This is a genomic window from Roseateles albus, from assembly GCF_028595345.1.
In the GTDB taxonomy this organism is placed as follows: domain Bacteria; phylum Pseudomonadota; class Gammaproteobacteria; order Burkholderiales; family Burkholderiaceae_C; genus Paucibacter_A; species Paucibacter_A albus.
Genome location: NZ_JAQQXT010000022.1, coordinates 17,150 through 38,071, shown reverse-complemented (window position 1 = coordinate 38,071; position 20,922 = coordinate 17,150). Strand labels below are relative to the sequence as shown.

The 20,922-nt window shown below is 60.9% G+C and carries 16 protein-coding genes; 4 read left to right on the top strand and 12 right to left on the bottom strand.

Annotation, left to right across the window (positions count from 1 at the left end; genetic code table 11):
- Positions 1-326: 326 nt before the first annotated feature.
- On the bottom strand, positions 327-746 hold the full coding sequence (locus PRZ03_RS23070; RefSeq protein WP_273602458.1) for an Hsp20/alpha crystallin family protein: 420 nt from the start codon (positions 744-746) through the stop codon (positions 327-329).
- Between the two features lie 252 nt (positions 747-998).
- Between PRZ03_RS23070 and PRZ03_RS23065 the strand changes: the two genes are divergently transcribed.
- Positions 999-1,853 (top strand): hypothetical protein, encoded by an 855-nt coding sequence (locus PRZ03_RS23065; protein WP_273602457.1) that lies wholly within the window; start codon positions 999-1,001, stop codon positions 1,851-1,853.
- Positions 1,854-2,509: 656 nt separating this feature from the next.
- Here PRZ03_RS23065 and PRZ03_RS23060 read toward each other — a convergent pair.
- Positions 2,510-3,385, bottom strand: a complete 876-nt coding sequence (locus tag PRZ03_RS23060) for a Crp/Fnr family transcriptional regulator (RefSeq protein ID WP_273602456.1) — start codon at positions 3,383-3,385, stop codon at positions 2,510-2,512.
- Between the two features lie 342 nt (positions 3,386-3,727).
- Between PRZ03_RS23060 and PRZ03_RS23055 the strand changes: the two genes are divergently transcribed.
- Positions 3,728-5,308, top strand: coding sequence for a sensor histidine kinase (locus tag PRZ03_RS23055; protein ID WP_273602455.1), 1,581 nt, complete (start codon positions 3,728-3,730; stop codon positions 5,306-5,308).
- Positions 5,290-5,976 carry a response regulator gene (locus tag PRZ03_RS23050; protein WP_273602454.1) on the top strand — a complete coding sequence of 229 codons (687 nt, stop codon included), beginning with the start codon at positions 5,290-5,292 and terminating at the stop codon, positions 5,974-5,976. The genes PRZ03_RS23055 and PRZ03_RS23050 overlap by 19 nt, the downstream gene beginning before the upstream one ends.
- Positions 5,977-5,998: 22 nt before the next feature.
- Here PRZ03_RS23050 and PRZ03_RS23045 read toward each other — a convergent pair whose 3' ends face one another.
- The 5 genes from PRZ03_RS23045 to PRZ03_RS23025 all read right to left on the bottom strand — a co-directional run bounded on the left by PRZ03_RS23045 (position 5,999) and on the right by PRZ03_RS23025 (position 13,243).
- The gene (locus tag PRZ03_RS23045; RefSeq protein ID WP_273602453.1) at positions 5,999-6,658 is read right to left on the bottom strand and encodes a hypothetical protein; all 660 of its coding nucleotides are present in this window, start codon (positions 6,656-6,658) and stop codon (positions 5,999-6,001) included.
- Between the two features lie 37 nt (positions 6,659-6,695).
- Positions 6,696-9,041: a putative bifunctional diguanylate cyclase/phosphodiesterase gene (locus PRZ03_RS23040; RefSeq protein ID WP_273602452.1), complete on the bottom strand. Its 2,346-nt coding sequence runs from the start codon at positions 9,039-9,041 to the stop codon at positions 6,696-6,698.
- A 77-nt stretch (positions 9,042-9,118) separates the two neighbouring features.
- A complete protein-coding gene (locus PRZ03_RS23035; RefSeq protein ID WP_273602451.1) occupies positions 9,119-11,782 on the bottom strand; it encodes a chemotaxis protein CheB in 2,664 nt (887 codons plus the stop codon).
- Between the two features lie 79 nt (positions 11,783-11,861).
- Positions 11,862-12,866: a zinc-dependent alcohol dehydrogenase family protein gene (locus PRZ03_RS23030; RefSeq protein WP_273602469.1), complete on the bottom strand. Its 1,005-nt coding sequence runs from the start codon at positions 12,864-12,866 to the stop codon at positions 11,862-11,864.
- Positions 12,867-12,931: 65 nt separating this feature from the next.
- Positions 12,932-13,243, bottom strand: a complete 312-nt coding sequence (locus tag PRZ03_RS23025; RefSeq protein ID WP_273602450.1) for a DUF883 family protein — start codon at positions 13,241-13,243, stop codon at positions 12,932-12,934.
- Between the two features lie 187 nt (positions 13,244-13,430).
- On the opposite strand from PRZ03_RS23025, the gene PRZ03_RS23020 reads away from it, so the two are divergent.
- On the top strand, positions 13,431-14,462 hold the full coding sequence (locus tag PRZ03_RS23020; protein ID WP_273602449.1) for a CBASS cGAMP-activated phospholipase: 1,032 nt from the start codon (positions 13,431-13,433) through the stop codon (positions 14,460-14,462).
- On the opposite strand, the gene PRZ03_RS23015 is transcribed toward PRZ03_RS23020, so the two are convergent.
- From PRZ03_RS23015 to PRZ03_RS22995, 5 genes are all read right to left on the bottom strand, one after another.
- The gene (locus PRZ03_RS23015; protein ID WP_273602468.1) at positions 14,425-15,678 is read right to left on the bottom strand and encodes a class I SAM-dependent methyltransferase; all 1,254 of its coding nucleotides are present in this window, start codon (positions 15,676-15,678) and stop codon (positions 14,425-14,427) included. The genes PRZ03_RS23020 and PRZ03_RS23015 overlap by 38 nt on opposite strands.
- A 50-nt stretch (positions 15,679-15,728) precedes the next feature.
- The gene (locus PRZ03_RS23010) at positions 15,729-16,385 is read right to left on the bottom strand and encodes a BON domain-containing protein (RefSeq protein ID WP_273602448.1); all 657 of its coding nucleotides are present in this window, start codon (positions 16,383-16,385) and stop codon (positions 15,729-15,731) included.
- Between the two features lie 98 nt (positions 16,386-16,483).
- Positions 16,484-17,128: a nitroreductase family protein gene (locus PRZ03_RS23005; protein WP_273602447.1), complete on the bottom strand. Its 645-nt coding sequence runs from the start codon at positions 17,126-17,128 to the stop codon at positions 16,484-16,486.
- 142 nt (positions 17,129-17,270) lie between these two features.
- The gene (locus PRZ03_RS23000) at positions 17,271-18,500 is read right to left on the bottom strand and encodes an efflux RND transporter periplasmic adaptor subunit (protein WP_273602467.1); all 1,230 of its coding nucleotides are present in this window, start codon (positions 18,498-18,500) and stop codon (positions 17,271-17,273) included.
- 7 nt (positions 18,501-18,507) lie between these two features.
- Positions 18,508-20,910, bottom strand: a complete 2,403-nt coding sequence (locus tag PRZ03_RS22995) for an ABC transporter permease (RefSeq protein ID WP_273602446.1) — start codon at positions 20,908-20,910, stop codon at positions 18,508-18,510.
- Between the last annotated feature and the right edge of the window lie 12 nt (positions 20,911-20,922).

Genomic DNA, 20,922 nt, shown 5'->3' with positions numbered 1-20,922 from the left:
CAGTACCGTGCCCAAAGCAGAAGTTCATTGAGCTTCACCAACAGGAAAACTGTAGTCGCTTGATTTTGGAGAGGCAATGACCGCTGGGGCAAAGAGCAGCCATTCAGAATGCAGTTGCTGGCCATTGACCCTACCTTCGCGATGGCTGCCATGTGACCGAAGCTCAGCTAGTTCCAATCACCGATGAGCTTGTCTGCGACTCTCTGCGCAGACCGGTTCACGAAATCGGTGAAGCTTCAACGAGCCCCGCATAGGGAAATTCGGATAGACCCGGCTCATTCAGCAGGTATTTAAGCAACCTGCCGAGCCGGGCCGAACTTGATTGCCTATTGAATAGCAATTGCGCGAGTGCGTGAGCCTTCCCGTTTGGGGAGTGTCAGCTTGAGAACCCCGTCCTCCAACTTCGCAATCACTTCTTTGTCATCGATCTCGTGCCCTAACGAGAAGCCTCGTGATGCGCTGCCAACATAGGTTTCTTTCAACAGGACTCGACTGCCTGACTTTTCTTCGCGCTCTCGTTTGATGTCGGCAGAGATGGAGACAAAATTCCCCTCGACGGACACATGGATATCCTCCTTCTTCGCGCCGGGGATCTCGGCACGCACCACATACTCTTTGTCATTTTCAAGCACGTCAATGCGGATGTCGGCCGGCGCTTCGTCGGTCAATTGCATTTGGCGGCCAAATCGGCGAAAGAACTCCGGGAACATATCGTCAAAGCGCTGCAAGCGGGTCAAGGCGGTCATGTTGATCTCCAAATTGTTTGTTGTCTTTGGCTAGCGCTTGGTCGCCCCATGCGACCATGAAAATGCGATGCCCGACAAGCAAGAGTCTAGAAATACGACTTCAGGCCGGATTGATCCAGCTCATCTTGCATGAACATCTGGTGCAAAGGCGCTGTCGCAATGACTGCGTTTTCTCAATTGCCCATTCTTCAAGCACGCTAACTTTGCAGGTGGAAGTCAATCCAGAAATTCACCCTAACTTGGAGAATCAACATGCCCATCACCGCAAAGGCAAGCAAGACCACAAACAGCAAGGCGACTTCTTCCAGGGGCAAGACCAATGAGAAGTCGCAGTCAGCCAAGAAGTTGAGCGCGGCCAAGGTAACCCACAAGAAGACTCTTAGCGCCAATGGTGGGGCGAATGGGGCAACAACCTTGCGGCGGCGTGCAAACACATCCCCTGCATTGGGCCCAACCGGCCACTCAATCAAGCAAGGCGTTGCAGTCAGTATGCAAGGGCTGGAAAAGATTGAGGTTGAAATCGCTGACTTGGTGCGCGGCACCGTAGCGGATACCCTGCGGGCCGGTGGACATATTGCCCAGGAATTGAGCAACGTCCTTCGAGAGGTTGTCACGGGGGCGATTGAGGCCGCCGAGCAAGCTGGCAGCGAATTGGCCATGTCAATCAAAGCGGTTGCCCGCGGCGCGGTCAAAGGCGTCAATGACGTGCAGGGTGATTTGTCTGTCGCGGCCAAAGAGATCATCAAGACTTCAATGCGCCAAGCTCATCTACTCGGTGGCGATGTAAGCGCCGTTGCCTTGCGCACGATGGATGGCATCGTTCAAGGTGTCAGTGAAGCAGGTGGCAATGTTGCGAAGATCACCAAGGTGGTTGTCAAAAGCGCCATCAAGGTGGCGAGCGGACTCAGTGATATGGGCGCCGACGCGCTACGTAAGGTGATGGCCGGCGCTGCCGAAGGGCTAAAGGATGTCGCAGCCAACAAGGCAAAGCGCCACTCCGCTGCAAACGCCGAAAAACCCGCCAGAACTTCAAAAGCCGTGAAGGTCTCGAATGGCGCGAGCGTCAAGCAAAAGCGAAGTTTGGCGATCCCTTACCCTGCGCAATAAGCTAGGCGTTGAGTTGCCAGAAGCGGGCGATCTCAAGCGCTTTTTCGAGGCAGGCCTGGCAGCGCTGCTCAGCCCTTTAGAACGGAAGCCAAAAATGCTTTTGCGAGTGCGCGCATGGGCAAACCTCAATCGCAGTTTGAGTCGGCTTGAGTTTGCTCAACGCTTGCAATGCCTGCCGGGTCATGCTGCCGGCCATCGTTGCTTTCGACCGAGTCGGTCACGTTCACGGAGAGTTTGATGACGCCGCCGCCGCATTTCAATCCGATCACACAGAGCCTATGCTTTCATGTCCCTATCGGTAAGGGGTTCGTGACGGCCTATTTGTCCGAGACCGCTTGGCGAGCGAAACACAACCAAGACCGCCGTGACACCTCGCTACAGGAACTCTATTTCACGCATAAATCGGAGATCGACCAAGCGGTGTGCCGAAAGCTATCTGCGGGAGGGCGCGTGCCGGTGATCTTGCGAGTGGCTGACCTTTGATTTGAACAAGCCAGGCAAGACACCGACGCGACTGCAGGAATACGTGTTTTGCGCCAGCGATAACGTCCGCCTCATGTTCCATGTACAAAAACAAGCAGATCTAGCGAATTGACACTGAAATGCAGATCCCTCACCACCTGATGCAAACAGATAGCCTCAAACCAGCCCCATGCTCACGTCAGCGGCGCAGCCAAGTAATTCGAACCGGGCATGGCTTTTTTCTGGGCCAATGAATGACCATTGGGTCGACGGTCGTGCCGACATGTGCGCCCCAACAACTCATCGGCGGCGCTGCGCGTGCAGGCCGAAAAGGACTTCAAGGCGTCCAAGTCCAAAATTTCAACTTCCCGTTGCTTGACCTGCAAGTAGCCCAAGTCGACCATCGCGCTGAAGGAACGGCTGACCGTTTCGTGTGCTACGCCCAACTGGCTCGCGATATCGCGCCGACTCATGCGCAACAACAGCCGCAGCGGTGATTGCCCGCAAGCCTGCATGCGCGCCGACAGGTCCACCAAAAACCTTGCCAAACGTACTTCCGCCGCCACTGCAGCCATCAAATCAGCTGAATCGCCTTGACGACTCAATTGACGGCTGACGGCCATGTGCAGCACGCGCTCGAATCCCGGGACGCGTTCGCCGAAGGTGCAGAGGTCCTGGAAGCGCACCGCGTAAACCATTGAATCTTCCATGGCGACGGCTTCGGTTGGATACCTACCCTGGTACAGGGCGTCGTACCCGAGCAGATCACCGACGCTGGCAAAGGATCGCACCTGTTGATACCCATCTTCACAGGTTCGGAAGTTCTTGAACCAGCCCAGGCTAATGAAGTAGAAGGTATCGGCTGCACTGCCTTCTCGGAACAAGGTAGTGCCGACCCGCGAATGGCGCACCAACAGCGGTATGGCGTCGCTGCTGGCGTCGACATCCTTGTGCGCCCCCATCAGGCGCAAGACATCCGACAAAGTTCTGCGGCTGGGCAATTCAGCGCGCAGCTGACGGCGTTCTTGGCTACAACAGCCGGAGGCGACAATTTCAAGGCTTTGATTCATCGTTGAGTTCCTTCGGTGCGATTGAATTCACAACATATCAAGCATCAATCAGGGGCGCTGCTTTAGCCATCGGCGCTTGAGCAAAGTTGGAGTCAGTCCGGCAGCCTTGCCGCGCTTGTGCTCCGAGTCAAAATTAGGATTACTCCTAACAAGTTAGTTTGATGGCGCTTGACTAGAATCACCCGTGTGGAACCTCAGCTTGATAGCGATCGAAATTTCGGTGGTCGGTGTCGCTACGGGCAGTTGATTTTTCTGTAGATCTGCACCTGTCTGGCGATATTCGTCGTACTCATGCATCAATGCAATTTTTCTGTGACGGAAGTCGAATCGCAGAGGCCCAATATGGTTGGGCCCTGCATCGGTGATGCGGCTCCGAATGCAGCACTTTTTGCCTGCGAAGGCGCGGTGCGAACGGCTTTCGAGGGCGTCATCAGTGTCGATACCGAACACCGCATCGTGTTGATCAATCCGGCGGCGCTGCATATGTTTGGCTGCACCGAAGTGGAAGCGCTGGGTAGCGACTTATCACGTTTCATCCCGGCCGAGTATCGGGATGACCATGCGGCACATGTGCGCCGCTTTGCCGACTGCACGCAAGTCGATCGCGTGATGGCACAGCGTCGCACTGACATCTACGGCTTGCGCGGCAATGGCGAGCGTTTTCCGGTGACCGTGACGATCTCCAAATCCTTCGGTGCTGGTGCATTGGGGATGTCACAACCGCTTTTCACTGCGGTGGTCAAGGACCTCAGCGTTGAGCAAGCCCTGCGTGCGCAAGTCCACGAATTGAAGCATCAGTTCCGCTGCCTTTTCGAAGTAGCACCAGTTGCGATGTTGATCACGGAGGATGACATCATCGTCTTTGTCAATCGCAGTTGTATCACCCTGCTCGGCGCCACTTGCTCAGAGGAACTGACCGGTCGGCCGGTCTATGAATTGCTGCATGCCGACTCGCGCCAAATCATGAAAGCGCGGCTGCAAAACGCTTTAAACGCCCCCAGCAGCGCGCTATGCATGTTCACCGAGCAAATCCTGCGCAAGGACGGTAGTCTTCGTCGGATCGAGATGGCCGTGGCTGTGCTGCCCGGCGCCAACAAAAGCACGGTGCAAATGGTGTTGAACGACGTGACTGAGCAGACTCAAACGGCCCAGGATATGGAACAGTCGCGACTCGAACTGCGCGGACTTTCTGCCAGCTTGATGGCTGCCCGCGAAGAAGAGCGACGCCGCATCTCGCGCGAGCTTCATGATGAACTGGGCCAGAGCCTGAGTGCGTTGAAGATGGAGCTCGCAGAGGTGGGTGAAGAACTCCATGGACGCAATAGCCAGCGACGGGTCACTCGCATGTTGGACATGCTGGATAGCACGGTGGCTTCGGTGCGCAATATCGCGGCCGACCTGCGACCTTTGATGCTGGATGACCTTGGTCTCAACGCCGCGGTCGAGTGGCTGGCACGTGAATATGCCCGGCGTATGGATATCGAGGTGTCGGTGCGCCTGGATGAAGACGAGCCGCCGATAGAACCTTGCATGTCCACCGCGCTATATCGCCTGGTGCAAGAGAGCTTGAACAATGTCTCCCGCCACGCTCGCGCCACCGATGTGCAGATCGAAATGCGCGTGGAGGGCGCGGACGTGGTGTTGACGATCCAGGACAATGGCATCGGTTTTCCCGCCGGACTGGCCCGCAAGGAAAATTCCTTTGGCCTATTGGGCATGCAAGAGCGGGTCTTGCTGCTGCAAGGCAAGATGGAAGCCGACAATCCGCCCGGCGGCGGCGCGCGCATCCGTATTCGACTTCCTCTCCCTGCAAAGCCGGCCAAGCAGCAGCTTCAGACGCCGTGCCTACACCATGAGGCTCGGCAAGATATGCCAGCTCATCCAAGCATTGACACGGAGCAAACATGTCAGCGCCGACCCTGACTGCTACACGCATATTGTTGGTGGATGACCATACCATCGTGCGCGAAGGTGTGAGGCGCATCCTCGAGTCACAGGAACCAACTTGGCTGATTGACGAGACTAGCAATGGCTCTGATGCGCTGAACTTTCTAAGTCAACACGACGTCAACTTAATCATTGCCGACATCTCCATGCCAGCAATGTCCGGGGTTGAAATGATCCAGAAAGCTCGTTTGCTGCAGCCCAAGGTACGAATTCTCGTGTTGAGCATGCATGCAGAAGATCAATACGCCATGCGTGCCTTTAAGGCCGGCGCGAATGGCTACCTGACCAAAGAGAGTGCCACCAAAGAGTTGATGACCGCGGTGCGCAAGCTGTTAAGCGGGGGGGTCCATGTCAGTGCCCACTTGGCCGAGCGGGTCGTACGGCAACTCAACGGTGGGGTCGGCGTGCCCAGCCACGCCTCACTCTCAGACCGAGAGTTGGACGTTCTACGTCGCTTGGTAGATGGCCAGCGCCTGATTGACATTGCCGAGCAATTGAACTTATCAATCAAGACAGTCAGCACCCACAAGGCCCGCATTCAAGAAAAGCTGGACCTGCCCAATCTTGCTGCGCTGGTGCGCTACGGACTCGAAAACCAGCTTGACCGGCAAGCCCGAGCGGCCACGCAGGGGATGCCGGGCTGAGTTCGGCCTGGGCTGAGTCGCCTCAAGAGGCGCGTTGAGCGCTAGCTTGGCGCCGCCTGGCCTGTTGCGAGTGCTCCTCATGGGCGCCATTGCCCTCAATGGCCAAGCGTTGAGTTGACCCGGCTTTGCGGCGATTCTCAAAGCTGATCAGCTGAGCCGAGACGCGACGATCAAGCACCAAGCCATTGACCTGCGATTGCGTCACGCTGGCACGCTGACCGAGAGCAATAAAGTTATCACAAGATTGATTGACGCAGGCACTCTGTGCTCTGGAAATGATTTCAAACCCGTCTCGCAAGCCCTTGGCGACGCGCTCCGCCTGAGCAGGATAGAGCATCCCCAAGCGCCAAGGCGCGCCGAGCACACCGTCGATGTTTAGTGGGGGCAATAGAACCGGCAGGCTGTCGCTAAAGGCATCAGCAAAAAAATCCGTTTGCAGTTGCAATAGTTGCAGCTGCGCGTCGGTTACGGTGCTGAGCCAGCGGTCGCGCTGATCCGCCAAAAGCTTGAACGGTTTTAGGAACGCCTGCATATTGCCGGCTTGTTGGGTGTCGGTCATGGGAATCCCTTTTTGCTGCGATCGGAATAGAGCGTGCAGCAGAACTATCAGTGCCGCGCCGCATGCTCGAATTGCGAAACCGCAAACCGGAGCGCTTTGGGATTTCTGTCTCCATGAGGCCATGCCGGGCCCGGCATGGCTGGGTCCAATGTCGCTGCGGCTACGGCAGGCCTGGCAAATCGCTTTGGCCCTTGTCCGGCATAGGCGGCGAAAACTCCGCAGACGGTGGGTCCGGCCATCCCAAACGATGCTTGACCAAAAGTTGAGTGGCCTCAGCCGGGCACAGCGGCGCGCCGAACAGATAACCCTGCACGACGTCGCAGCTCTGCATGCGCAAAAACTCCAATTGTTCGGCCGTTTCGACCCCCTCCGCCACCACGCCCATGCCCAGCGTATGGGTCATCGAAATCATCGCGGCTGTGATCGCTTGGCTGTCCCCGTCAACGGCCAGGTGGCGCACGAACATCTTGTCGATCTTGATCACGTCGATAGGCAATTGCTTGAGCAGGCCCAGCGAAGAAAAGCCGGTGCCGAAATCGTCAATCGCGATGCGCACGCCCAAGGCGCGCAGCTTGCCCAAGACCTCGATGCTTTGCGGCATTGACTGCAACAGGCTCTCGGTAATCTCGATACCTAGCTTGATTGCGCCGCCGGGTAACTGGTTTTCGTGCATAGCCTGCGCGATCGCGTCTTCAATCCCGTTGTGCAGAATCTGTCGGGGCGACACATTGACCCACAAATAGCCCAGGTTAAAACCTTGTTCACGCCAAAGCCGCGCCTGCCGGCAGCCCTGCTGTATCACCCATTCCCCGATCTCGCTGATCAAGCCTGTTTCTTCAGCCACGCCGATGAAGGAATCCGGCTGAACCAAGCCACGCTCGGGATGATGCCAGCGCAGCAAGGCTTCCATGCCGACGATGCGGCCAGTGACCATGTCGACCTGCGGTTGATAGTACAGCTCCAATTGCTGCGCGCTCAGGGCCGCGCGCAGTCCGCGCTCAATCAGTACTCGCTCAACCGACGAGGCCATGATCTCGGTGGAATAAAAAGCAAAGGTCTTGCGGCCTTGCTGCTTAGCGCGGTACATCGCAGCGTCGGCGGCACGCGTCAAGTCTTCGGTATTGGCGCCGTCGGCGGGGTAGAACGCTATCCCTATGCTCGGCGAAATCGTCACCTGGTTGCCTTCCAGTTGCATAGGCTCCGACAGCGCCGCGATGATCTTATGAGCCATGGTCGCCACATCATCAGCCCCCCCAACATCCTCCAACGAAACCGTGAACTCATCGCCGCCAAGCCGAGCCACGCCGTCCTGCGCACGGACCGAGTTGCGCAGTCGGTGGGCGATTTCGTGCAGCAATTTGTCACCGACCGCATGGCCCATGGTGTCGTTGATCAGCTTGAAATGATCCAGATCCAGAAACAGCAATGCAATGCTTTTGCCGCTGCGCTTGGCACGCTCAATGGACCGCTCCAGATCGTTGGCAAACAGCAAGCGGTTCGGCAGGCCGGTCAAGGCGTCATGATGGGCCAAATGGTGCAAGCGCTCTTCGGCGTTCTTGAGCGAATGGATGTCCGAGAACAAAGACACATAATTCTCCACCTGACCGGCAGAATTTTTTACCGCGCTGATGGTCTGCCAACTGGGGAACAGCTCGCCATTCTTGCGCCGATTCCAGATTTCGCCTTGCCAATGGCCGCGCTCGGCCAAGCTTTGCCACATGCGCGAAAAGAAGACCGCCTCATGCCGGCCGGAATTTTGAAAGTGCGGATTCAAGCCCATCACCTCGGCGGCGGTGTAGCCGGTGATGGCGGTGAAGGCTGGGTTGACGGCCGTGACGCAGGCCTGCGCGTCGGTGATCATGATGGCTTCACGGGCGTTGTAGAAGACGATGTCGGACTGGCGCAAATGCTGCTGCGAGCGTTGCCCTTCGGACAGATCGCGCAGCAGCAACTGCCAGCGCTCGCCCGGCAGCGGGTTGATCACCAGCTCAATCGCCAGCATCTGACCGTCATGACAGCGCATCTCGGTCTGCAGCAGCTCCCCGGCAAGGACAGGCGTCGGTTTGTCACCAATGTCTTCAAATTCGGTCGCCGGCAACAAATCGGACAAGGGTCGGCCCGATAAACCTTGTGCGCTATAGCCGCTCAGCCGCGCCACCAACGGACTCACTTCCAGCAGCAAGCCATGCGCACTGAAGATCAACTCGCCGAGCCAGGGTTGTGCCAGCACACGGCCTAGCCGCTGCTCGCTGCGCCGCAAGCGGCTGGCAAAGCTGCCCAGGCCCAACCCCATCAAGGCCAGCAAGGCAGCAAAAAAAATAGCCCAATCGGGCGGCCCGAACGGGGGATGAGGCAGCCACTGCAAACCAAGCACCACCAGCGGCAACAGCAACGCCACCAACCAGAGCAAGGTGAGTAGCAAGCGCCCCTGATCTTGCAACTCGGCAGCGTCGCCAAGCGCCTCATTCTGGGCTTGCTCATCAAGTTTTGTGGCGGGCGTCATCATCTACCCATCCTCGGCCTTGGGGCGCGAGTCGAGTTGACAACCCTCAATGAGCCGCAATTTTCCGATTGCGCCTCGGTTTAAGCGGTAGGTGGCGAAGCTGGGTCAGAGTTGGCCAGCGGCGTTGGTACAGGGTTTTGCTGGGCGGCCAGCAGCCTGGCTTCCAACTGCTTGGAAGCGCTGATATCGACAAAGGTGATGACCACGCCGAGGATCTGATCGTTCAGATTGCGGTAGGGCATGGTGCGCACCGACAACCAGCGTTGATCGGCGGTAGGGACTTGCTTTTCGGAGCTGGCGAGACTGCGCAAGGTTTCCCGCGCGTCGTTCTGAAGGTCCGGGAAGTCGAGCGTGCTGCTGAGGTCGCCGAGTGGGCGTCCGACATCGCTGTCGCGCAGTTTGAATATCTTCTTGGCCTGCTCGGTGAAGCGGCGCACGTTCATCTCTTTATCAAGAAACAGCGTCGCGATCTCGGTGCTGTTGAGCAGGTTTTTCATATCACTCTGCGCCAACTCCAAGTCATCCAGCTTGGTCTGCAGCTCCACATTGATCGCTTGCAGTTCCTCGTTCATCGACTGCAGCTCTTCTTTTGAACTGGTCAACTCCTCATTGGTCGATTGCAACTCTTCATTGGTTGACTGCAACTCCTCGTTGGACGCTTGCAATTCCTCTTGCATGACCTTCATGTCTTCGCGCAGCAGTCCCAACTCCTGCTTGCTGCGTTGCAGGCCGGCCTCGGCCTCCAGCAAAGCGGCATTGCGTCGACCATGGGCAGGCGGCTTGGCCGCCGAGACATTTGTTTCTGTGGCGTCGGCAGCAGCGGTTGGCTGCGTCGCTTGAGCATTGAAAGCGACCAGCAGCAGCGCCTGGCCGGCCTCGTCCGCGTCCGGCAGCTTGCGCAGGCTGATGTCAACGCCCAGCCGGTCGGCCCCTTCTTGAACGAACAAACCCTGCAATAGCACCGGCGCCTGCTGTGCCAAGGCCTGGCGCAAGCCTCCGTCCAAGGCGCTACGCAGGCCGTCGCGGGCCATCACATGAATATTCCAGTTGGCCCGGCCGGCGGCAGGCTCGAGGTATTTGCCGGTGCGCCCGTTGATGTAGAGGATGTCGCCTTGCGCGTTGACGACCACGGCCGGCGGCGCGAACTCCTGCAACAATATGGATTCGGCCGTGGTCTGCAGATTCGGTGCTTTGTGGCTGGCATCGTCGGTCAAGAGAGGCTCCTTGCTTCTGGGGGGCTTGCGGGAATTGGCACGAATTGGAAAATCCGCCAGCAACTTGCCGCCGACATTGTCGCGGCGGCGATAGATGCGCAGCTGCGCGTCAAGTGGCTCGAACAAGGCGCCATAGCGGCCTATGCTTTCGGACGAACCCAGCAGCAAGACGCCGCCCGGGCGAAGGCTGTAATGAAACAGCGGTAACAAGCGATTCTGCAGCGGCACGGTGAAGTAAATCAGCAGATTGCGGCAGCTCAACAGGTCAAGCTTGGTGAAGGGCGGATCGGCGTTCAAGTCATGCTTGGCAAACACCAGCATCTCGCGGATAGAGCCTACGACGCGGTACTGGCCCTGCTCCAGTTTGAAAAAACGCTGCAAGCGCTGCGCCGACATCTCGCCGGAAATCGCGTTCGAATAAACCCCGCGCCTGGCCCGCTCGATCGCGTCGGCGCTCAGGTCGGAGGCAAAAATCTGCAAGCTGCTGGCAGAGCGCTCGGGCAGCCCCGCTTGCGCCTCGGTAAACGCTATCGCCAATGAATAGGCCTCTTCGCCGGTCGAGCAACCGGCCACCCAGGCGCGAAATTGGTAACCGTTGACCTGAGCGGCCAACAACTGCGGCAGCAGCTCGCTTTGCAGCCGTTGCCAGACCGTCCGATCGCGGAAGAAACCGGTCACGCCGATCAGCAACTCCTTCATCAGCAGGTCAAGCTCTTGCGGCTGCTCACTCAAGAGCTTCTCATAGGCCGCGTATGAGTCCAGCTTGTGCACACCGATTCGGCGTTCGATGCGGCGGTTCAAGGTACTGCGTTTGTAACGCGAGAAATCATGTCGGCCGGAACTCTTCAGCAACTGCAATATGCCGTCCAGATCCCGTGCCGACAGCGTGCTCGGGTGATGCTCTTTTGCCCCGCTGACCAAGGGCTCGTTACCATCCTGCAGCAGATGTTGGGCCAGCAACTCCGGTGTGCCCTGAAAGTCGACACAGCCGCTCTGGATCGCGCTGCAGGGCATGGTGTCGAACTGCGCCGAGGCCGGTGCCTGCGCCATCGTCAGCCCACCGGCCGCCTTCACCTGCCGTAGGCCGGTCGTGCCGTCCACGCCCATGCCCGTCAACACAATGGCCACAGCGCGCGGGCCCCAAGCCTGCGCCAGCGAATCGAACAAGGTGTTGATCGGCAGGCGCAGCCCGCGCGGCTGCATCGGCTCGGCCAATTGCAAACGGTCGGCCGTCAGCGTCATCGACTTATTCGGCGGAATCACATAGACATGGTCCGGCAATATCCGTTGATCTTGCTCGGCCTCGCTGACTGGCAGCGCGGTGACCCGCTGCAAAAGCTGCGACAACATCGTCGGCTGGGTCGGGTCCATATGGGTGACGACCAGAAATGCCATGCCGGTCCGCAGCGGCAGCCCGGTGAAGAATTGCTCCAGCGCGGCCAAACCGCCGGCCGATGCACCAAGGGCCACCACGCGCTTCATGACGGAAGCATCAGCGGTGGCAGGAGCAGTGGCAATATTTGGCGGCATGTCGGTGCTCATGGCACAGCAATGTAGCTGCAAACTAAGCAAGCTCGGTCGCCCATCGAGACGCTGACGACTTGCGCAGTTAGTCCGTCAAGAGTACGGCTGCCCCATCAAGCAGGCCCTGACGCAAGTCACACTGTGCCTGTTCGGCGTCGCGCAAGGCATAGCTTTGCGTATGAACCTGCAAGGGTATGCGTGCAGCCAGACCCAGGAATTCTTCGCCATCGGCCCGGGTCAGATTGGCGACCGACTGCAGGCGCCGCTCACCCCACAGCCAAGCATAGGGAAAGGAGGGAATGTCGCTCATATGGATGCCCGCGCACACCACCGTGCCGCCCGCGCGCACCGCCCGCAAAGCCGTCGGCACCAGACTGCCCTGCGGCGCGAACAGCAAGGCAGCGTCCAGCGCCTGCGGCGCGAGCTGTTCCGAGTCGCCCACCCATTGCACGCCCAAGGCGCGCGCCAGAGCCTGGGCACGGATGTCGCCCGGCCTAGTGAAGGCGTACACCTCCAAGCCCTGCGCCAGCGCCAGTTGGGCCAACAGATGGGCGGCTGCGCCAAAGCCGTAGAGACCCAGACGCCCCGACTTCGCCTCGGCCATGCCGGACATCCGATAGGCCCGGTAGCCGATCAGCCCGGCGCAGAGCAAGGGGGCCGCATGCTCATCGTCGTAAGCCGTTGGCAACTCGAACACATAGCGCGCATCGGCCAACATGTACTCGGCATAGCCGCCTGCAAGTTGCCAGCCGGTGAAACGAGCCCGCTCACAGAGGTTCTCGCGCCCCTGCAGGCAATGCGGGCATGCGCCGCAAGTCCAAGCCAGCCAAGGCACGCCGACCCGTACACCCAACTCGAAACCATTGACACCGAGACCCAGCGCATTAACCCGCCCAACCACTTCATGGCCGGGAACCACGCCCTTGGCGCCCAAGTCGGCAGGAAACGGCAATTCGCCGTCAAGGATATGCAGATCGGTGCGGCAGACCCCGCAGGCCGACACCTTGATCCGCAACTGCCCGGCAGCGGGCTGCGGCAAGCCCTGCTGCCAGACCTCCACCAAGCCCTGACCCGGCGCCCGCATGGCCATGGAAAGCCAGCGCTGCGACGTTTGACCTGCGGTAACGGGCATGTCGGCCACGGCCGGCATCGACCTCAGCGGCGACTGATCAGCATGCCCAATAGCAAGCCGATACCGGCCGTAGCGGTGATGGCCTTCCAGGGGTTTTCATGTACATAGCCGTCGGTCGCTTGACCGGCGGCGCGCGCCTGCTCGAGCGCGAGATGCGGCAATTGCGCCAGACTGGCCTTGGCACGCTGCAAATTCCCCTGCATGCGCAGGCGCAACTCGTGCATTTCCTCGCCCGCCTGGCCCGAGGTGGCACGCAAGACCTCCTCGGCGTCGGCAATCAAGACACGCAGATCGTTTTTCAACTTGTCGGTATGGATTTCATGAACCAGAGGCATGGCAAAGCTCCTGCTGTGAATATCGGCCTCAAATCTAAGGCAAGACTTGGGCTTGCCAATGAGCACGATCAATCATGCCCAGAAATGAGCGACGTCAATCTGCCGCGAAGGTCTTGGCTGCAGACTGCCCGCAAGGCATAACGCATTACTCGCACCGCTCTTCAGACAAGCCAGGGAGCCGGCTACCATGACAAGCATAGAACCGATTGAGTCTGCGGACGACTCCCCACGCCACTTGCTGGCCTTGGCCGGCGGGGGCTTTCTTGGGCTCTACACCGCAACGCTGCTGGATGCGCTGGAGGCAGGCGCCGAGCGCCCGCTGGCGCGCCATTTCGACCTGCTGGCCGGCAGCTCAATCGGCGCAGTGCTGGCTCTGGCGCTGGCATTTGAGCTGCCGATGAGTCGGCTCGTCAGGCTGATCAGAGATCATGGCCCGGAGGTATTCTCAAGCCGCCCATTGCCGGCCAGCACGGTCAGTCGCCTGCTCGATATGAGCCGCTCGGTGCTCGGGCCGAAGTACAGCGGTGATCGCCTGCGCGAGGCACTGCAAGCTGAATTCGGCGACTTGAGGCTGGGCGAGGCCCTGCATCCGGTGGTGGTGCCGGCGGTCGACATTGGCAGTTGCCATGCCAAGATCTTCAAAACGCCGCATGCGCCAGGCTCGCTCGGCGATGGTGAGTTGCGCGCAGTGGATGTGGCGATGGCCGCATGCGCCGCACCGGCCTACTTCCCCTCGGTACGCATTGGCACGCGCTTGTATGCCGATGGTGGTCTATTTGCCGTCGCACCCGACCAAGTCGCTTTGCATGAGATCGAATATTTTGTCGGCATCGACCCGGCACGCGTGTCCATGTTGTCGATCGGCACGGCGGCCGCGCATTACCAGCCCAGCGAGGGCTTGAATGAAGGGGCCGGGGCCGTGGGTTGGCTGACCGATGGTCGCTTGCTCATGACGCTCATCAGCGTGCAGCAACAACATGTCAAGGCGATGATGGAAGACCGGCTAGGTGAGCGCTACCTGCATTTGGACGCTGATTGGCCAACGGACGCCGGCTTGGGCATTGATGTGGCTACGCCCGCAGCAGCCAAGCTTTTGACGAAGCTGGCGCACGCAACCTTGCAACCCGAGCTGCTCCTGCAACTTGATCGCTTTTTTGGCCATTTCGCTGATCCGCTGCCCTTCAAGGCTGCGGATCAGCGTACATGTGAGCCCGGCTGAAGCAATAGTCGGACTGCGCACCGGGCAGGACCGCTGCCGTGCTTTGGCCGGCCGCTCCCCGCACCTGGCCGTCCGGTTTGGCCGCTAGCAACTGGTAGAGCGACAACCAGCCCTGCTCAAAACTCATCGCCGAGCCGGCCAAATAGAGGCGGTAGGCGCGCACTTTTGCTTCGTCCGTTAAGCAACGCGCTGCTTCAATCTGGCGCTCCAAACCGTCTGACCAGGCCCACAGGGTGCGGGCGTAATGCGGGCGCAGGTTCTCGACATCCAGCAGCTCCAAGCCGCCTTGTGCCAAGCTCTGCGTCACCGCTGCCACATGGACCAATTCGCCGCCCGGAAAGATGTGCCGTTCGATGTACTCGCCTATGCCCGCACCCAAGCTTTCATTGCGCAGGCCACCGGCCGTGATGCCATGATTGAGCACCAGGCCACCGGGACGTAAATGGTTACATAGCCGGGCAAAGTAACCGCCAAGATGGCCGTGGCCGACATGCTCGAACATGCCAACGGAGGCAATACGGTCAAAAGTCTGCGCCTCGGGCAGCTGCCGATAGTCGAGCAATTGCACCTCAACACGCCCGCTCAAGCCACGTTCGTCAATCAGGCGTGAAACGTAGCGGTGTTGGTTTTGTGACAGGGTGATGCCGGTCGCATGCACGCCGTAATGTTCGGCCGCCCAAAGCAGCAAGCCGCCCCACCCGGCGCCCACGTCCAGAAAGCGCTGGCCCGGCGCCAACTGCAATTTGCGGCAAATAAGCTCAAGCTTGGCCTCCTGCGCCTGCGCCAAGCCCATGGCCGGATCGCTGAAATAGGCGCAGGAATAGACCCTGCGCGGGTCCAGCCAGAGTGCGAAGAAATCGTCCGACAGATCGTAATGAGATTGCACCGAACGAGCGTCGCGCAACTGATGGTGGCGCCAGCGTGAGCGCCAATGCCGTATCGGCGCCGGCCACCAGCCCCGCTCACCGCGCTTGACCGGATTGCCGACCAAATGTGCGGCGACCTTCATCACATCGGCGAGCGAGCCCTCAATCTCCATACGGCCACGCACATAGGCATCGGCCAAGTGGCCAATTTGCCCGCGCGCCAAACCCAGCAGCAGTGGCAGGTCATGCAGGGTCAGGCGAACATCGGCGGACTTGGTACCCAAACGGCCACCCGGCCAAGCCAGCGCCAACTTGCAAGGTAGCGACTCGAATATGCGCATGTCGACCATGCCGGCAATGCTGCGCGGACCTAAGCGCAGGCCCTGGCCTTGCCCCGCGCTCACGTTTCGACCGAGATCCGGTTGATCACCCCGGTAACGCCGGGCGCCGACCAGACCGAGCCCTCCACCGCATTGCGCTCCGCCCAGGAATGGACCGAGCCTTTCAGTGTCACCAAGCCTGTTTCCGCGATTGTCATTTGCACGCGCTTGGCCTCTCGCATGGCCTGACGATTGAGCGCGCCCTGAATCCGCTCATACAGATCGCTGGACAGGGCACGTGGCCGAATTTTGATGCGGTTGCTGATGCCGGTCACGCCTTGCAATGGCCGGATCGCAGTCTCGGCACTGCGCCGCTGAAAGCCCCAATCCAGCTCACCCTCCAGCGTGACATGCCCTCCGTCCACTTTGACAGTGACCCGGTCATCCGGCACTTGCGAATTCCAACTCAAGGCGCCGCGAGCCGCGCTGGCGATTTCGGTGTCGCTGCGCCGGTGCGGTCCCACGGGCGTCACTTCGATCTCCATCGCCAATGCCTTGACACCAAAGACCCGCTTCGCCGCCCGTTCAGCCGCTACTTTCTCCGCGAAGCTGTCCAGATGGCCGGTTAGCGTTACGACGCTGTCCCTGACGGCAACGCCGATGCGAGTTTCGTCTACATTCGGATCCCAGGCCAACTCGGCCTGCACATCCTGCTTCAATACGGCGTCGGTTTTCATGCTGTGTCCTTTGAAGAACGTTGAGGAAGGCCCTTTGAAAGCATCTGCAGCTCAAAGATATATGCCTCAGTAAGCGCTGACTTGAGCAGGCGCAATCCTCAGGCGGGAAGTCCGACGGTTTGTGCCAGTAACAGTTCCTCGTCCTGCGTCAATCCCATGGCCTTGGCCAAGGCTTCGCGGTCTATCCAGGCCCGGATCACCGTGGCCAGTCCGATCGAAGCACAATACAGATAGACGTTCTGCGCCATCGCTCCCGCGGCGGCGTTGGCATAGGCGCCGCGCTGCTTGGCCGGCACCAGTTTCATGCGACGGTAATCGGCGACAAAAACAAGATCAAGCGGCGCGGTGTCGACGAAGTCCTGATAGCCGGTCACGGGCCTAACATCCTTGGTCTGCAGCAGCTTCAAGCAATGGGCGCCAGCGTCATAGCGGTACAGCCCCTCGGGCAACGCCACATACAGATCGACCTCCTGCGCATTCATCGCACTCGGTGCCGTGCGCCCGCCGAGTTCGGGCCGGTTGACACCTGCAGCGGCCCAGAGCAGATTGCTGAGTGTCTGCGCGGGCAAGACGCTGGACGAGAATTCACGCTGCGATTCGCGCCGTTGCAGGGCCTGCATCAAGGGCAGGCCACCGTCGAGTTGCGGCGGCAGCAAGGCCAGCGTGGCCAGCGCCTCGCCGGTGGAGTCTCTGGCTACGCTCTGCCCTAGCAAGCCGAGAGCCAATTTGGTCAGGGTGTTCATCGAAGTCTCCAGTAGGTTCATGCGTCGCGCCCAGCCGCTCAGATGGGCGGCCAGATCAACTCCAGTCAGCGTACTGCTCGGCAAGCTCGACGAATTGCGCCCGCGCAATCGGCCGGCCGTGCACCAAGAGCCGGGGCAAGGCTCAGGGACCGCGTTGCTTCACCCGCGCCCCATCCTTGACTGCCGGCGACGGGTAGACGATGACGGCGCTGCCAACTGGCGGGCCCTTGCGCAACCAAGCCACCCGGTCATTGCGCGCTTCTAACTCAACCTCGGTCAGGCGCGCCCGCCCGCCGTCAATGACGAACAGCGCGCGTTGTTCGGGCCCGCCACCGGGCAAGGGGAAGACCGCGCTGACTGGCACCTGCAGCACTTCCGGCTGGCTGCGTGTGATGATTTTCAGCGCCACCCGGTAGCCGTCACCGAGCCGTTCTCGCCGCGCCAAGGGCTCGCTCAATTCGACAATCACGCGTACCCGCTGCTCCTCCACCCCCAAGGCAGACACCTTGGTGAAGGCACCCGGCTCGACCCGGCTGACGCTCCCGACCAGGGGCTGCGGCCCGCCCCAGCGCTCGATCAAGGCCGGGCTGCCGGGGGCGGCCAGCAAGGCATCGGCGCTCAGCAACTCTGCCACCACCTCCAGCCTCGCCGTGTCGCCAATTTCGAGCAAGGGCGTGCCCAAGGCCAACACGGCCTCGCTGGCCTGGTACACGCGCAGAATCATGCCGGCCACCGGAGAACGCAACTCGAACGGCTTGCCGCTGCCGCTACTCAGCAGCCCCAATGCCGCACGCGCCTGCGTCAAGCCATATTGGGCCAGTTGAGCCTCGGCCGCCGCTGCAGCTCGCTCCTCGGTGGCGGCACGCACACCAAGCAAGTCAGCCTCCAGCTTGGCCTCGCCGACAAAACCCTGGCGGCTCAACTGCTCGCTGCGCGACAAGTTTCGCTGCGCCTGCTCCAGGCCTACCCTGGCCAAGGCCAGGCGACTCAAGGCAGCACGCCGGGCGGCATCGGCACCGTCGACCTTGGCCCTGAGCTCCGCAACGCTGCGCTCATCCAGCAGCGGCGCGCCGGCCGGCAATAGCCGCCCCAGCAAGTCGCCGGCCGCCACCGTATCGCCCTCGCGCAAACTCGGCCGCAGCCAGCGCCCACCCAGCGGCGCCGACACGACATAACGGTCCAGCACCCGGGTCTTGGCGTCCTCCTCGATGCTGGTTTCAAATGGCCCGAGTTGCACCGCTGCCGCCTCAACCAGCAGCGGTCGCGGTGCCATTGCCCAGCCCAGCAAGGCCAGCAAGGCGAGGGCTGCGCCCGCAGCCAGCCATTTGCCGCGATGTTTGCCATGACTGGCTTGGCCTTCGCTACTTTGCATCACTTGTTTACTCCCTCGTTTTCAAGGCGGCCACCATGTCAAGCCGGTCGATATGGCGCCGCACCACCAAGGCGCTGAGCACCCCGGCCGTCACCACCACCAAGCCGGCCAAGGCGTAGGTGCGCGGCAGGATAACGACGGGGAAGAGGAACTGATCCGACTTCAGCAGCCCGACCACCGCATGCGTCAGCGCCCAGCCCAGCCACATCCCCAGCGGCAACGCGACGGCGATGCTGAGGCCCAACTCCCCCAGCAGCAGGCCCGAGACCTCGGCGCGGCTGAAGCCCAGCACGCGCAGCGAGGCCAGCTCCCAACTCCGCTCGGCCAGCGCAATCCGCGCGTTGTTATAGACCACGCCGACCGCGATGACGCAAGCAAAAAAGGTCAGGATGCCGCTCATGATGCGCACATTGCGAGCGCTGACATCCTGCATATTGCGCAAAAGACTGGCCTTGCTGAAGGCGCCCGCCACTCGCGGCAAGGCCTTGCTGGCACTCAGCAAACCGGCCTCGCTGCCGCCCTCCAGCGCGAGGGCAAACAGATTGCTCACGTCGCCCTCGCCCAGCCAGCGATTCAGGGCCCGCCGTTCGGCATAGGCGTTCAGACCCATCATCTCGCGCACGGTGCGCTCCAGCGGCAGCGTCAGGCTGCGCCTGTCACCCTCGAGCACCTCGACCTGCACCGAGTCACCGACCCGCAAGCCCAACTTGTCGGCCAGACGGTCCGTCATCACCAGGCCAAAGCGACCGGGCAGGGTTTCGCGGCCGTCGACATCGATGATGCGGCGCAACTGCGGCCGTGCGGCAACACCCTGAATGCTGACGCGCTCGCTCAGATGACCGTTGACGAGGCGTACCGCCACATCCCGACCCGACTCCACCGCCAGCACGCCGGGCAGGCGTTGCAAGTCATGAGCGGCGCTATCGCTGCCGGCCTCGCTCAACCACATCAGCACATCGCTGCGCATGGCCAGATTGAACTGGGTGTCGATGATGTAGTCGATCGCGTCGCGGAAGAAGTTGCCCATCACGACGATGGCCACGGCCGCCGCCACCCCGCCAATCGAGAGGCCGCTGCGCCAGGGTCGGCGCTCCATATTGCGCAGAATCATGCGCAACATCACATGTGAAGATGTCGGCACCCGCCCACCGCCCAACCATCTGGCCAGGCGTTCCAGGCTGGAGCGTCGATAGCGCCCGGGTGCGGCCGGCCGCATCGCCTCGGCGGGGGCCAGCCGCACAACGGTAGCGAGCGCGTTCAAGGTCGCCAACACGGCCGTCAACAAACTGGCCCCGCCGGCGATCAACGCGAGGCCGGGCGCCAGACGGTGCTCAAAGCGCGGGAACTGGAAAAACTCAGCGTACAAACCGGTCAACTGCCCACCCAGCCAATCACCCAAGACCAGACCCAGCAACAGGCCCAACAAGGTGATCAGCAAGACCAGACGCAGATAGTGGCTGGCGATCTCGAAGTTAGGGTAACCCAGCGCCTTCAGCGCGGCCACCTGCTCGCGCTGCGTGGCCACCAGACGCGACAGCACGACATTGAGCAAGAAGGCCGCCACACCGAGGAAGATCGCCGGCAACACGCTGCCCATCACATGCTGCTCCTTGATCTCGTTGTCCAGCATCGCGTGCGAGGGCTGATCGGCGCGGCCATGGGCGTCGGCGCCGCCGTAAGGCCCCAGGCGGCTGTTCAACTGCGCGATCAGCCCCGGCTCCGAGGCTCCGGGGGCCAGCTTCACTGCCACCCGGTTGAAGGCACCGCGCATATCGTAGGCGGCGGCGAGTTGCTCGCGGTCCAGCCAGAAGACACCAAAGCCACGCATATCCGGCATGCCCTGCAAACCGGCAAACACATATTCGGGCGACAGCGCCGCCCCGACCATCACGAGTTCGCGCTGGCGGCCGTTGATCAAGGCCGACAGCTTGTCGCCTGGCTTGAGCCCGCGCGCCTGCGCAAAGGCCTGCGAGACCAGCACCTCGATCGCCTTGTCGCCGCTCTGATCACGGCTGAGCCAGCGGCCGCTGCGCAGCGAGACCCGGTTCAAATTCTGATCTTGCTGCTTGCCCTGGCGCAGTTCCAGGCCGATCAAGCGGCCGATGATGGGATCGGGCAGACCGGCAATTTCCACCCGCACCATCTGCTCCAGCGTGGTCTGCACGGCCTGCACACCGGGCAGCTCCTGCAACTGTTGCTGCACGGCCAGCGGCGCCCGTTTCAGGTCGACGAACAGGTCGGCAAAATGAGCCTCGGCATAGAACTCGTCGCGCGCGGCGGCCAGCGAATCCACTGCCGACAAGCTGGTGATGAAGCCGCCCACCGCGCTGGCGACGACCAGCGCAATCGTCAGCGCCTGACTCCAGAGCAGGCGCAGGTCGCGCAGCAGCTTGCGGTCAAGCGCGCGCATCGCAGCCACCCG